We start from the raw sequence: 14,064 nt of genomic DNA on the forward strand, positions 1-14,064 counted from the left end.
ACTTTAAATAGAAACATTGCCAAAAATGTGATCGGGAACTGATTTTATGCGTAGAACGTTAGAACAATAGCGTTATGCCACTTCTTTTGGATTCTCGTACAGTGGATTCACAAATTATGCGTAAAAATGTACAGCAGAATTTGTACCAGCACTGAAACCTTGTGATTTTCTATGTTGCGATGAAACATAAAAAATAAATCTATGCTAAATGCCACCTGAATCCGTGACTTAAAAGGCCATCCACGGCCGCAACGCAATGATTTAAAACGCTTATTCTGGGATAATACCGCTATTCTTCCATTCACCCGGCGAGTGATTCATGAAGCGGTTTATCCTGGAGCAATCTGAAACTGAATTTTATACCAGCCATTCTGGATTAGCCTTGGTCGGTTTATGTTTGAATCAATATGGCCAGCTCAATCAGGCGCTGGAAAAAGGTATTCCGCTACGGCACGGTATTGCTCACGCCGATATTATCAAAAGCTATATAGGCACCCTTAGCCTGGGCAAAAGCGACTTCGAAGCCATCGAAAACCATCGCGACGACGACTATTTCAAAGCCGCGCTCGCCATTCATCAAGTACCCTCCAGCGCCCGCCTCAGACAGCGACTGGATGAACACGCCGACGCCTTATTACCGATCATTTATCAAAGCAACCTCGATTTTCTGGCTCACGCCCAGGTGCCGGTAACGCCGTTAGCCACAGGCCATGTCGCGTTGGATATCGATGTTTACCCCATGAACAACGAAAAAACCTGCAAAGAAGGCGTCTCCCGAACCTACAAAGGTTTTGACGGCTACGCCCCGATTGCCCTCTATCTGGGTAAAGAGGGCTGGTGTATTGGTAATGAACTGCGCGAAGGCAAGCAGCATTGCCAATACGAATTCCGCTATGCGCTGGAGCGCGGACTCGCCGCCGCGAAACGTTTGACGACTTTGCCTTTGTTGGTCCGGCTGGATGGCGGTCACGACGCGCTCGACAATCGCATCGACTTACACGAAGCCGATCAGGTCGATTTCATCATCAAATGGAACCCGCGTAAACAAGATGCCGACGCCTGGCTGGCCTACGCCGAACAACACGGCCAGTGGACCACACCGCGCGAAGGCAAACGCGTGGCCTTGTTCAGTGTCATGGAGCAACACACTCGCAACGGTAAAACCTATACCTGTCGCAGGGTCATGCAAATCACCGAGCGCACCATCACGGCTCAAGGCCAAGCCCTCGTGCTACCGGATATCGAAATCGAAGGCTGGTGGACCAGTCTGCCGGTGGCCGATTACGACGATGCCATGGTTATTGCCCTCTATCGCGACCATGCCACCGCTGAACAATTCCACAGCGAATTCAAGACCGATCTGGATATCGAGCGCCTGCCATCCGGCAAGTTTGCCACCAACGACCTGATCATGAGCCTCAGCGCCTATAGCTACAACATCCTGCGCTGGATAGGCCTGATCGGCTTGCTGGGCGAACAAAGCCCGGTCAGGCATCCTGCCAAGCGGCGGCGTATCAAAACCGTGATCCAGGAACTGATGTATCTGGCCGCGCGACTCATCCGTAGCGGGCACCGGCTGAAGCTGCGCTTTTCACAGAGCTGTCCCGGTTTCATCGCTTTTGAATCCACCTACGCCAAACTCGCCGCCGGCTAGCGACTGATCGCTCTGCCATCGATAGCACAACGCCGCAAATTCACAGTGGCTTGGGAATCCTGCGCCTAAAGTCCATCAAATTGAATCATGCAGGGAAAATATTCCAGATAATACGCTGCATTTCTAGCCGTTAAACTCGATTGCCCGGACCACACTTTTAAATTCAGCGAATTTTGGAAGAGTATGACGAATAAAAGGTCTGGCAATATGTGGAGTCACGGATTCAGGTGCCAAATAATCCAAAAACAACCGAGGGATATACCTCCGTTTCTTTTGGTTCGGTTTTGCCATTTACTGCTCAATGTTGACCATTCTTACCATACGACTTTTCTGCCCTTAACGAATAACCTGAATGTCGGCTTTTTTCATTTCAAGCAATTTTGGTTGCGTCAGAAAACAAGGAGGTGAATGTTTCTTTTGGGTCGTAACCTGATGGCCAACCTATTTGAAATGAATAATTCCTGAATCCGTGACTCCACATATTGCCAGACCTTTTATTCGTCATACTCTTCCAAAATTCGCTGAATTTAAAAGTGTGGTCCAGGCAATCGAGTTTAACGGCTAGAAATGCAGCGTATTATCTGGAATATTTTCCCTGCATGATTCAATTTGATGGACTTTAGGCGCAGGATTCCCAAGCCACTGTGAATTTGCGGCGTTGTGCTATCGATGGCAGAGCGATCAGTCGCTAGCCGGCGGCGAGTTTGGCGTAGGTGGATTCAAAAGCGATGAAACCGGGACAGCTCTGTGAAAAGCGCAGCTTCAGCCGGTGCCCGCTACGGATGAGTCGCGCGGCCAGATACATCAGTTCCTGGATCACGGTTTTGATACGCCGCCGCTTGGCAGGATGCCTGACCGGGCTTTGTTCGCCCAGCAAGCCGATCAGGCCTATCCAGCGCAGGATGTTGTAGCTATAGGCGCTGAGGCTCATGATCAGGTCGTTGGTGGCAAACTTGCCGGATGGCAGGCGCTCGATATCCAGATCGGTCTTGAATTCGCTGTGGAATTGTTCAGCGGTGGCATGGTCGCGATAGAGGGCAATAACCATGGCATCGTCGTAATCGGCCACCGGCAGACTGGTCCACCAGCCTTCGATTTCGATATCCGGTAGCACGAGGGCTTGGCCTTGAGCCGTGATGGTGCGCTCGGTGATTTGCATGACCCGGCGACAGGTATAGGTTTTACCGTTGCGAGTGTGTTGCTCCATGACACTGAACAAGGCCACGCGTTTGCCTTCGCGCGGTGTGGTCCACTGGCCGTGTTGTTCGGCGTAGGCCAGCCAGGCGTCGGCATCTTGTTTACGCGGGTTCCATTTGATGATGAAATCGACCTGATCGGCTTCGTGTAAGTCGATGCGATTGTCGAGCGCGTCGTGACCGCCATCCAGCCGGACCAACAAAGGCAAAGTCGTCAAACGTTTCGCGGCGGCGAGTCCGCGCTCCAGCGCATAGCGGAATTCGTATTGGCAATGCTGCTTGCCTTCGCGCAGTTCATTACCAATACACCAGCCCTCTTTACCCAGATAGAGGGCAATCGGGGCGTAGCCGTCAAAACCTTTGTAGGTTCGGGAGACGCCTTCTTTGCAGGTTTTTTCGTTGTTCATGGGGTAAACATCGATATCCAACGCGACATGGCCTGTGGCTAACGGCGTTACCGGCACCTGGGCGTGAGCCAGAAAATCGAGGTTGCTTTGATAAATGATCGGTAATAAGGCGTCGGCGTGTTCATCCAGTCGCTGTCTGAGGCGGGCGCTGGAGGGTACTTGATGAATGGCGAGCGCGGCTTTGAAATAGTCGTCGTCGCGATGGTTTTCGATGGCTTCGAAGTCGCTTTTGCCCAGGCTAAGGGTGCCTATATAGCTTTTGATAATATCGGCGTGAGCAATACCGTGCCGTAGCGGAATACCTTTTTCCAGCGCCTGATTGAGCTGGCCATATTGATTCAAACATAAACCGACCAAGGCTAATCCAGAATGGCTGGTATAAAATTCAGTTTCAGATTGCTCCAGGATAAACCGCTTCATGAATCACTCGCCGGGTGAATGGAAGAATAGCGGTATTATCCCAGAATAAGCGTTTTAAATCATTGCGTTGCGGCCGTGGATGGCCTTTTAAGTCACGGATTCAGGTAATTGCCAGCGACCGCTTTTGGCTATTATGGATTCCGTTAAAAACAACTTCCCGAAATTACCTGTTTTGAGGCAGAGCTCGGTAATTCCATCGGGGTAGAAAATCATCAAATACGATTCGCATGTTTTGGATGAAATCGGCGGCACATTTCTTTCCGGTTTCATAGATACCGGTCAAAATGTCGACCGTGACTTTTAATCCGGTTGTGGTCTTAGCTTTTTCCATAAATTGCCTGGCAATGTCGAGCGTATGAAACACGACACCTTGGCAGGCGCGGGTGATGTGCGGAAACAAGCGATGCTCAATCGGATTGTGCTTTGAGCAATAGGGCGGATAGTGTGCGATGCGAATTTCCAAGCCCAAACATTCTGCCAAAGCCTGCACGGCTTCTTTGAAAACATGACGATTAGCGGCATTACTGCCACCCCCATCACACAGGATTAATAACCGCTTGGCATGGGGGTAGTGCTCGCGGCCCTGCCGTTGCCACCACAGGGCGATGCTATCGCAACACAATTCGCTGGTATCGTGGCTGGTATTGAGGTGAATCGTGCCTTCATTCCGAGCCACGTCATAAATACCATGCGGAATGAGCTTACCTTGGCCAGCACTTGGAAAATCATGATCCAGCGTTTCGACAGGGGCTTGTGTATGGGTATGCCCTTCGCGGGCGAAGTCACCGATGAGTTCTTTCTTCTTGGTGTCGATGCTGATCACGGGCTCTCCAGCAGCCAAGTATTCCGCTTTGAGACGAGCAATGTTTTCGAATTGGGCATTGCGGTCGGGATGGGCGCCCATGGATTTTTTCTTGCGCGCCTTGCGTTGGCCCAGGCCGTGTTTTCGCAACAGCTTGCGCACTGTATGACGGCTAGCCGGCGTTCCCATCTCCCGTAACCGGCGACTAATTTCGCAACGGGATAGATTGGTCCATAACACACCTTCCCGCATCGGATCACCGGCGGTGAATTCCGCCAGCAGTGCCAGAAAGTTAACCAATAGCTGGGGTTGCTGTTCAATCGCGGGTTTCCGGCCCCCACCTTTTTTTCGGACCCGCTCCGATGCTGGGTCATCGGCAAAGTCTAATTCCTGCAGTCCACGGCGGACGGTTTTGGGATCGATATCGAATAGCTTCGAAATATAGTCAATACCGCCATGGCCCAATTTCGTCGCTTCTATGCCCGCATAACGACGCTTATCCTTTTCGGATAAGGTTCTAAACAGTCGCTGCATTTTGATTTCGATGGCTTGCTCGTAACCGATCACCAGGGCAATCGCGCTATGTTGCAGATGTTCCGAAGAGTAATTTAAAGCGATAGTTATCGTTCAAACATGCTCGCAACTTGCGGCGCTTCAAGCTGTCTTTAGTAGGTCCGTTATTTCGTAGTAAATTGAGTGCCATCCGTCGCATCAACGCCAAGTTTTCGGCGGAATGATCTGTTCTGGCGCGATTCGCATCTTCGCCAAACTGCACATCCAGCACCCAGTGCTGGGAATTTTCTATCGCCCAATGCTGCCGTACCCCTTCGGCAAAGCGCTGCAAATCCGTAAACGAACACAAATAGTAGCGACACTCAACCGAGGTCTTGTCACCGAGGGTGCGAATCGATTCAACCCGACCAATGGCTTGTAGCCCGGCCCAGTCAGGTTTTTGCGTCAACCAAGCAATCTCGCTACTCAAGCTGTAACGGCGTATTTCCAGGCGACCGTGATCTTTGTCGATGGTTTCGTAGACCGGTAAGCGGTCGTTGGCATTTTCAGTATCCAGCCACAACCTGACATCCTCGCAAAGGTTCGGATGATTATCCTTCAGTGCCAACACGTAATCCGCTTGCGCCGTAACGATGGTTTTCGCAATGGCTTTTTGACAACCCATGGCATCGATCGAGATCAGAGCTCCTTTGATGTCCAACATCGACAATAAATCGGGGATCGCCTTGATTTCGTTAGTCTTCTCATCCACCGCCTGTTGCGCCAACACCCAACGCGCTTCAGCCGCAAAGGCGCTCATCAAATGCACGGCCTTATCCCCTTCGCGGCTGCCGCGCAAGGTCTTGCCGTCCAAACAGACTTGCTGTCCTGAAAGGCTTGGCAATGCCGCCTGCACCCAACGTTGAAAGGTCTCGGCAAACGCTTGGGGATTCAGGCGGCCCAAGACATTACTCAGGGTATCGTGCGAGGGAATTCCATTCGGTAATTCCAAAAAGGTCCGCAGCCAATCTTCTTTTTCTTCGGCAAACTCTTCCATGCCGACCCAATCCTCGATGCCGCTCAATACTGCGCATAAGACGATCATCACGATATCCGTGAGTTTGTGGAGTTTGTTTTTGCCCTCTCGCCGCGGGTCTGTGAGGTCAGCAAAATAGGGGGTTGGATCTGGGAGCATCTGGGATATTAGGCAAAATCGCTATACTAAACCCCTTGCCCGTGCAAGTGCTACAAAGCGCGATTGCCCTGAACCGATCACTGGCTTTTTATCTTACGCTGCGAAAAACGCTTATTATCGTCGATTCGCCCTTAGCAATTCAGGGAAGTTGTTTTTAGCGATATCCTATGCATAGCTATGCATAACGGCCATTATGTGAAGTTTCCTTTTATGTATAGCGATGTTGTCGCGAGCGAGATGTGATCTGGCTTGAAAGCCTCTATCTTGCTCGCAATCTTTGCATAATTTCCATGATTTGAAACAAGCTTTCAAATACACCAAAAGGGAGCAATATCAGCGTTTATTCCGGTCGATGTCGCCAGGCGCATCGCACTCTCACTTTTTAGCGACATTATGGATAAATTTCGTATGATTGTTTCCCTATTGGGAACTATTTTAAATAGAAAAAGCTATCTGTAGTGCTGAGGGTTGTTTTCTGAATTGAACAACAGAAAATCGACTCCTGAAGTTTGCAAAAATTATGACCAGCTTTTTATCTGACTGCCTTGCTCAATCCGCATGATTCCTGATGTCAACAATTCGAAACCAAGACAGTATGCATAAAAGGAAACTTCACATAATGGTCGACTGCACCCCATAGACAGTGACATATTTCAGTTGCAAATAACGCCGGTTTGCGGTGGATGATTGCAGGTCGCAACACCTACGCCTACATCAGCGCCAACGAGGTTGATCAACTTTACGACTCATACTTGAGACATCAACAGGCATTTGCCTCATCCCTCTCGCCGCAGCACCTCGAAATAAACTTTATCCAGTCTTTCATCAAGTCTTTGTAGTCGCGGGCTTGCTGGCATGAAACCTTGCCAGCAAGCCTGTCCGGCAATGGATTCCCCCCGCTACGACTTCCGCAACTCAACCCTCAGTATTTTTCCGCACGCCCGCCGCCTGCAAATCGGCGTGATAGGAGGATCGCACCAACGGCGCACTGGCAACCTGTTGAAAGCCCAATTCACGGGCTATCTCGGCATAACGCTTGAATTGATCGGGGTGAACATATTCCTTGACCGCCAGATGATCCTTACTCGGCTGTAAATATTGCCCCAGGGTCAACATGCTGCAACCATGCGCCATTAAATCCCGCAGCACCTCTATCACTTCCGCTTCGGTTTCGCCGATTCCCAGCATCAAGCCTGATTTTGTCGGCACATTCGGCAACAATTGCTTATGCCGCCGTAATAATTGCAACGAGGTTTGATAATCAGCACCCGGCCGCGCTTCCAGATACAAGCGCGGTACGGTTTCCAGATTATGATTGAATACATCGCATGGCTGTTTGCGTAAAATTTCCAGCGCATTATCCATACGCCCACGAAAGTCCGGCGTTAGAATTTCGATCGTGGTTGCGGGTGACGCCCGGCGAATCGCGGCGATACAGGCGGCAAAATGTCCAGAGCCACCGTCGCGCAGATCGTCGCGGTTGACCGACGTGACGACGACGTATTTCAAACCCATCGCCGCGACAGTACGCGCCAAATTTAGCGGTTCCTCCTGATCCAAAGGCTTGGGCTTGCCGTGGGCCACATCGCAAAACGGGCAACGCCGGGTACATAAATCGCCCATGATCATGAAGGTGGCGGTACCATGGCTGAAGCATTCGCCCAGATTGGGGCAAGCGGCTTCTTCACAGACGGTATGCAAGCGGTTTTCCCGTAGCGACTGCTTGATCTGGTTGATCTTGTCACCGCTCGGCAACTTGATTCTGATCCAATCCGGTTTACGCAACACCGTTTCCGGTTTTTCGACCTTGATTGGAATCCGCGACAACTTGTCGGCGTTGCGCTGGTGGGTTTCGGGCGTGGTGCGGGAAGGTGCGGTCAATTTCATGATTCGATCGCCTTGATAATGTGATGAACAACCGGCACTGCCAGTTCGTGAAGCCTGATTTTCACTCCGAAGTCAGCCAGCTGGGTGACTTGCAAGCCGGCATAACCGCAGGGATTGATATTGTAAAAGGGCGATAAATCCATATCGTTGTTCAGGCTCAGGCCATGGTAACTGCAGCCCTGTTTGATTCTGAGCCCCAGGGCGCCAATCTTTTTGCCATCGACGTAGACCCCCGGCGCATCGGCCCTGGCTTCGGCCCCGATACCATATTGGCTCAGCGCCGCTATCATCGCATTTTCCAGCAACGACACCGCTTGCCTGGGCCCCATCGCCAATCGACGCAAATCCAGCAGTGCATAAACAACCAATTGCCCGGGGCCATGATAGGTTATCTGCCCCCCCCTGTCGGTTTCCACCAAGGGAATGTCGCCGCCGTGTAACAGATGCTCGTGCTTGCCGTTCAAGCCCAAAGTGTAGACGGGCTGATGTTCGGTAACCCAGATTTCATCCGCTTTATCCGCGCCACGTTCGGCGTTGAATTGCCGCATCTGCTGCCAAACGGTCCGATAGTCCCGCAGTCCCAGTTGCCGTATAACGGTTTGCCCGCGCACCAAAACCTTACAACGCCATCAATACGTCGGGATGATCGGTCAGGCCCTGATAGATCGCATCGAGCTGCTCGCGGCTGGTGGCTTCTATCATGACCGTAACCGAGGTATAGGTGCCCGCCTTGCTCGGCCGACTGGTCACGGCACCCTCGCGAATATCGGCGACATGCCGACGCACGATTTCAACCACGATCGCGTCGAAATCATCCCGACTCTTCCCCATCGCCTTGATCGCGAATTGACAGGGAAATTCTAAAAGGCTTTCTGTTTCGCTCATGCTGACGATTGCTTGTAAGCTTGAAATAGTTGATCCATTTTCCGATAAACCTGGCCAGGCTTGCCGCTGCCAACCATCATGCCGTCCAATTCGGTCACGGGCACGATTTCGCGAGTGGAACTCGTCACCCAGATCTCGCTGGCGTCTTGCAGGGCCTCTACGGCAATCACCTCTTCCCGGCAACGGATTTGATTGGCCTCGGCCAATTCCAGTATTACATCCCGGGTGATGCCCGGTAAGATTTCGTTGCTTTTTGGCGGCGTGATCAACTCGTCATCAATCACCGCAAACAGGTTACTGGCGGCCCCTTCCGTGACATAGCCGTTTCTGACCAAAATCGCTTCGGCACAATCCTGATCCAGAGCTTCCTGCCGCAACAACAGATTGGCCAGCAGCGTAATGGCCTTGACGTTACACATCCGCCAGCGCGTGTCTTCCAGGGTAAGGGCCTTGACACCGGTAGCTCGCCCTGCAAACGGTTTCATTTCCGAACACATTGCAAACACCGTGGGCAAAACCTGCTCGGGAAAGCCATGATCGCGTTTAGGCGCATAACCTCGAGTAATTTGCAGGTAAATGTATTGGTCCTTGCTGCTATCCAGCATCGGCGAGAAAATCGCCCGCCACTCGGCAACCGTTTTGTTCACATCCAGCCGAATCGCTCGCAGGCTGGCGTTCAGACGGGTGATGTGGTCATCAAATCGAAACAAGCGGCCGCGATAAACCGGGATGACTTCGTAAACACCGTCACCGAATAAAAAACCGCGATCCAGGACCGACACTTTCGCATCGGCCAACGGCAGGTACTCGCCGTTCAAATAAACCTGATCAGCCACTAGCGATCCAGCATTACCAGCACGGCATCATACAGGCGCCGAAAAAAACCACCTTCGGCCACCGCATCCATCGCAACCAGCGGTTTGGTCAAAATGCTCTCTCCGGCTAGCGTGACATTCAAGGAACCAACGGTATCGCCTTTGTTGATCGGAGCCAGAACCGCCTTGTCAACTTGAGTTTCGGCTTTCAACTCATTGAAGTGTTTGCGCGGCGCGGTGACATACACATCCTCGGCGACCCCAACGGCCAATTTGGAGGTTTCGCCCTTTCTAACCCGGGCTTCGGCCAGCGGCTTGCCGGCTTCGTAGAGTTTATGGGTTTCAAAGAAACGGAAGCCGTAATTCAACAATGACTGACTTTCGTTGGCGCGGGCATTCGGGCTTGCCGTGCCCATCACGACCGAAATCAGGCGCATGTCGTCGCGCTTGGCCGACGCCACCATGCAATAACCTGCGTCTTCGGTATAACCGGTTTTAACGCCGTCAACCGAGGCATCCCGCCACAATAACTGGTTGCGGTTTTTCTGGGTGATATTGTTATAGGTAAACTCTTTTTGCGAATCCCAGCGGTAATATTCCGGAAATTCCCTGATCAAGGCTTGGGCCAATAACGCCAAATCCCGTGCGCTGCTGTAGTGGTTCGGCATCGGCAATCCGGTAGCGTTCTCGAAATTGCTGTTGACCATGCCCAAGCGCGAGGCTTGCTCATTCATCATCGTCGCAAAAGTCTGCTCGCTGCCGGCGACATGCTCGGCCAAAGCCACGCTGGCATCGTTGCCGGACTGAATGATCATGCCTTGCAGCAATTCCTCGACGGGCACCTGTTTGTTCACTTCGACAAACATCTTGGAACCGCCGGTTTCCCAGGCATTTTGGCTGATCGTAACCTTTTCATCCAAGGCCAGATGTCCTGCCTTCAGTTCGCGAAAGACGACATAAGCCGTCATGATCTTGGTCAAACTGGCCGGCGCAACCCGTTTATCGGGTTCCTTTTCGGCGAGTACGCGCCCGCTGTCAAAATCCATCAGAAAGTAACTATTACCGGCAATGCTCGGCGCGGCCGGGGTAAAAATTGGACCGGCAGCTTGCAGAGTCTGCATGGTCAATAGCAGCAACAATCCAGCCAAAAGACTGAATGTCAAACGGAAAGATAACTTCATGATTGCAATTCGATAGTTATTCTGGAAAGCTTTATTGTAACACCGTCGCGCGCCGCTTAGAAAAACCGCTTGAAGCCGGCGGATCGTATTCAATCGACATCAAGCCAGGGCAGTGGCCGAGTCGAAGCCAAAACCGAACCGGGACTGGCAACCACGCCCGAGCCCCACGGCGCCTGCCTCAAGCGTTCAATAAAGTTAAGCCCCCCAGCGATCAATTTTCGGGTATCATGTGCCGCCTTTTTGACTGCCTGCCGACACATGCAAATTGGCCCGTACCTTATCCCCAGCAACATCATTCTAGCTCCAATGGCCGGTGTCACCGACAATCCGTTCCGCCGCCTGTGCGCGCAATTCGGAGCCGGACTGACCGTGTCGGAAATGGTGATTTCGCATGATCATTTGCAACACCATCCGCGCACCTTGAAAAAATCCGACTTCAGCGGTGAAATCGGTTTGCGCGCGGTGCAAATTTTAGGCACCAACCCAGAACAAATGGCCACCGCCGCCCGCTTGAATCAAGATCGCGGCGCGCAGATCATCGACATCAACATGGGCTGCCCCGCCAAAAAGGTTTGCTCGGTGGCAGCCGGTTCGGCCTTAATGAAGGACGAAAACCTGGCCGCACGCATTTTGAGCGCCGTGGTCGCTGCCGTCGAAGTGCCGGTAACCTTGAAAATCCGCACCGGCTGGGACGCGGCTCATCGCAATGCGGTCAAAATCGCCCGGATCGCCGAAAATTGCGGCATCCAAGCATTGACCATCCATGGCCGCACACGGGCCTGTAAATTCAATGGCCATGCCGAATACGACACCATCAAACAAGTGAAAGATAGCATCAAGATTCCCGTGATTGCCAATGGCGACATCGATAGCGCGGAAAAAGCCCGTCATGTGCTGAATTACACCGGCGCCGATGGGGTCATGATAGGTCGCGCGGCCCAAGGCAAACCCTGGATTTTCCAGGAACTGCACAGCAAACTGTCGACGGGCCGGGAATCTTCAATGTCGTTGTCCGACATGCAAGCCGTGATCAACCGGCACCTGGAGCATTTATACAGTTTTTACGGCTCTACCAGTGGTGTTAGAATTGCTCGCAAGCACATCGGCTGGTATTTCGACCAACTCGGCACTTTGTCCGCCGAACAAAAACAACAAATCAATCAGGCACAGCAACCCGCGCAACAACTTGCGCGGGTCAACGCCTCGTTTAACCTCATCACGCCACGAGTTGCCTAGATGGAAGCAGAATCAATCAAGCTAAGTCACAACAACAATCACACGCTATCGGAGCATGTGCGCCAATCGGTCGAGGACTATTTCGTCCAACTCAACGGCCACGATTCGTCAGGCTTGTATCAGTTGGTTTTGACCGAAGTCGAAAAACCGCTATTGGAAACCGCGCTAAAACATTCCGATTTCAATCAAAGCAAAGCCGCCAAAATCCTGGGCATGAGCCGTAGCACCTTGCGCAAAAAGCTAGAACAGTACGGCATCGGTTAATTTTCCCGTTTTTTCTCTTCTTGAGGTTCGCATGAATACCCACTTGGGCACCAATACAAAAGTCACCCGCGCGCTGATCAGCGTGTCCGATAAAACCGGCGTTCTGGAATTTTGCCGCTCGCTGCACAGCCTGGGCATAGAACTGCTGTCGACGGGCGGCACCGCTAAACTGCTGGCCGACAACGATGTACCCGTCACAGAAGTCTCGGATTACACCGGCTTTCCGGAAATGATGGACGGTCGGGTCAAGACCCTGCATCCCAAGGTGCACGGCGGCATTCTCGGCCGGCGCGGCATCGATGACGCGGTGATGGCGGAAAACGGCATCAAGCCTATCGACATGGTGGTCGTGAATCTTTACCCTTTCGAGCAAACCGTGGCCAAGCCCGATTGCGACCTGGAAACCGCGATCGAAAACATCGACATCGGCGGCCCCAGCATGATCCGCGGCGCGGCCAAGAATCACAACGATGTCGCCATCGTCGTCGATCCTGCCGATTATGAACAAATCCTGGCAGAACTGAAAGCCAACACCGGTTTCTTGAGCCACGCAACCCGCTTCAAACTGGCGCTGAAAAGCTTCGAGCATACCGCCCGTTACGATACGATGATCGCCGCGTATTTGGGCAAGGTCGTCGATGCCGGCCACTTCCCGGAAACCCTGAACCTGCAATTTCACCGTCTGCAAAGCATGCGTTACGGCGAAAATCCGCACCAGAACGCGGCCTTCTATGGCGAAAAAAATCCGCCGGCGGGCAGCATCGCCAGCGCCAAGCAGTTGCAAGGCAAGGAACTGTCCTACAACAACATTGCCGATGCCGACGCGGCGCTGGAATGCGTGAAAAGCTTCGACGAACAGCCGGCCTGCGTCATCGTCAAACACGCCAACCCTTGCGGCGTCGCGGTCGCCGAGACAATTTTCGAGGCCTATAACCTGGCCTACGCCACCGATCCAACCTCTGCCTTCGGCGGCATCATCGCCTTCAACCGCGAACTGGACGAAAAAACCGCCACTGAAATCGCCGGCCGCCAATTCGTCGAAGTCGTCATCGCGCCCAAAGTCTCCGCAAGTGCAAAAGCCGCGTTCGCGAAAAAACAAAACGTCCGTATCCTGGAAACCGGTTTCTGGACGAACGGCAACGTAGCGGCGCTGGACTTCAAACGCGTTGGCGGAGGTTTGCTAGTGCAGGATAAAGATACCGGCAATATCAGCGCAAATGATCTGAAAGTCGTCAGTAAGCGCTCGCCGACCGAACAAGAGTTAGCCGATCTGTTGTTCGTCTGGAAAGTGGCGAAATTCGTCAAATCCAACGCCATAGTCTACGGCAAGAACGGCCAGACCATAGGCATAGGCGCCGGCCAGATGAGCCGGGTTTATTCCGCCAAAATAGCTGGCATCAAGGCTGCCGACGAAGGCTTGGTCGTGCCCGGTTCGGTGATGGCGTCCGACGCCTTCTTTCCGTTCCGCGACGGCATCGATGCGGCGGCAGCCGCCGGCATCACCGCGGTGATCCATCCCGGCGGCTCTATGCGCGATCAGGAAGTCATCGACGCCGCCGACGAGCACAACATCGCGATGGTGTTGACCGGCATGCGTCACTTCAGACACTAAAGGGTTTTGTTTTTGCTT

12 protein-coding genes are annotated in these 14,064 nt (G+C 52.6%); 4 read left to right on the top strand and 8 right to left on the bottom strand.

Annotated elements, in window-relative coordinates:
• The first annotated feature begins 319 nt into the window (after positions 1–319).
• Positions 320–1,654 carry an IS1380 family transposase gene (locus tag NM686_RS15580; protein WP_255188233.1) on the top strand — a complete coding sequence of 445 codons (1,335 nt, stop codon included), beginning with the start codon at positions 320–322 and terminating at the stop codon, positions 1,652–1,654.
• A gap of 688 nt (positions 1,655–2,342) precedes the next feature.
• Here the strand turns inward: NM686_RS15580 and NM686_RS15585 are convergent.
• The 8 genes from NM686_RS15585 to NM686_RS15620 form a co-directional block, all read right to left on the bottom strand.
• Entirely contained in the window at positions 2,343–3,677 is a 1,335-nt protein-coding gene (locus NM686_RS15585) for an IS1380 family transposase (protein ID WP_255188233.1), read from the bottom strand.
• A gap of 163 nt (positions 3,678–3,840) precedes the next feature.
• Positions 3,841–5,046 carry an ISAzo13 family transposase gene (locus NM686_RS15590; protein WP_255188777.1) on the bottom strand — a complete coding sequence of 402 codons (1,206 nt, stop codon included), beginning with the start codon at positions 5,044–5,046 and terminating at the stop codon, positions 3,841–3,843.
• 13 nt (positions 5,047–5,059) lie between these two features.
• Positions 5,060–6,166: an ISAs1 family transposase gene (locus NM686_RS15595; protein WP_255187025.1), complete on the bottom strand. Its 1,107-nt coding sequence runs from the start codon at positions 6,164–6,166 to the stop codon at positions 5,060–5,062.
• Positions 6,167–7,081: 915 nt separating this feature from the next.
• Positions 7,082–8,053, bottom strand: coding sequence for a lipoyl synthase (gene lipA / locus NM686_RS15600; RefSeq protein WP_255188778.1), 972 nt, complete (start codon positions 8,051–8,053; stop codon positions 7,082–7,084).
• Positions 8,050–8,664, bottom strand: coding sequence for a lipoyl(octanoyl) transferase LipB (lipB, locus tag NM686_RS15605; protein WP_255188779.1), 615 nt, complete (start codon positions 8,662–8,664; stop codon positions 8,050–8,052). Before lipB ends, lipA begins: the two co-directional genes overlap by 4 nt.
• Before the next feature lie 7 nt (positions 8,665–8,671).
• A complete protein-coding gene (locus NM686_RS15610; RefSeq protein WP_255188780.1) occupies positions 8,672–8,938 on the bottom strand; it encodes an HP0495 family protein in 267 nt (88 codons plus the stop codon).
• Entirely contained in the window at positions 8,935–9,774 is an 840-nt protein-coding gene (locus NM686_RS15615; protein WP_255188781.1) for an aminotransferase class IV, read from the bottom strand. The genes NM686_RS15610 and NM686_RS15615 overlap by 4 nt, the downstream gene beginning before the upstream one ends.
• Complete coding sequence (locus NM686_RS15620; RefSeq protein WP_255188782.1) at positions 9,774–10,934, bottom strand: D-alanyl-D-alanine carboxypeptidase family protein; 1,161 nt, start codon at positions 10,932–10,934, stop codon at positions 9,774–9,776. Before NM686_RS15620 ends, NM686_RS15615 begins: the two co-directional genes overlap by 1 nt.
• 258 nt (positions 10,935–11,192) lie before the next feature.
• On the opposite strand from NM686_RS15620, the gene dusB reads away from it, so the two are divergent.
• The 3 genes from dusB to purH are packed head-to-tail and all read left to right on the top strand — an operon-like array spanning position 11,193 to position 14,046.
• On the top strand, positions 11,193–12,170 hold the full coding sequence (gene dusB / locus NM686_RS15625) for a tRNA dihydrouridine synthase DusB (protein WP_255188783.1): 978 nt from the start codon (positions 11,193–11,195) through the stop codon (positions 12,168–12,170).
• Positions 12,171–12,434, top strand: coding sequence for a helix-turn-helix domain-containing protein (locus NM686_RS15630; protein ID WP_255188784.1), 264 nt, complete (start codon positions 12,171–12,173; stop codon positions 12,432–12,434).
• A 31-nt stretch (positions 12,435–12,465) separates the two neighbouring features.
• A complete protein-coding gene (gene purH / locus NM686_RS15635) occupies positions 12,466–14,046 on the top strand; it encodes a bifunctional phosphoribosylaminoimidazolecarboxamide formyltransferase/IMP cyclohydrolase (RefSeq protein ID WP_255188785.1) in 1,581 nt (526 codons plus the stop codon).
• Positions 14,047–14,064 lie beyond the last annotated feature (18 nt).

This window comes from Methylomonas rapida, from assembly GCF_024360925.2.
GTDB lineage: Bacteria > Pseudomonadota > Gammaproteobacteria > Methylococcales > Methylomonadaceae > Methylomonas > Methylomonas rapida.

Excerpts from the sequence above, each read along its gene's own strand:
- NM686_RS15580 (WP_255188233.1), top strand. The coding sequence starts at position 320 with ATGAAGCGGTTTATCCTGGAGCAATCTGAAACTGAATTTTATACCAGC.
- NM686_RS15585 (WP_255188233.1), bottom strand. The coding sequence starts at position 3,677 with ATGAAGCGGTTTATCCTGGAGCAATCTGAAACTGAATTTTATACCAGC.
- NM686_RS15595 (WP_255187025.1), bottom strand. The coding sequence starts at position 6,166 with ATGCTCCCAGATCCAACCCCCTATTTTGCTGACCTCACAGACCCGCGG.
- lipA (WP_255188778.1), bottom strand. The coding sequence starts at position 8,053 with ATGAAATTGACCGCACCTTCCCGCACCACGCCCGAAACCCACCAGCGC.
- NM686_RS15610 (WP_255188780.1), bottom strand. The coding sequence starts at position 8,938 with ATGAGCGAAACAGAAAGCCTTTTAGAATTTCCCTGTCAATTCGCGATC.
- NM686_RS15620 (WP_255188782.1), bottom strand. The coding sequence starts at position 10,934 with ATGAAGTTATCTTTCCGTTTGACATTCAGTCTTTTGGCTGGATTGTTG.
- dusB (WP_255188783.1), top strand. The coding sequence starts at position 11,193 with ATGCAAATTGGCCCGTACCTTATCCCCAGCAACATCATTCTAGCTCCA.
- NM686_RS15630 (WP_255188784.1), top strand. The coding sequence starts at position 12,171 with ATGGAAGCAGAATCAATCAAGCTAAGTCACAACAACAATCACACGCTA.
- purH (WP_255188785.1), top strand. The coding sequence starts at position 12,466 with ATGAATACCCACTTGGGCACCAATACAAAAGTCACCCGCGCGCTGATC.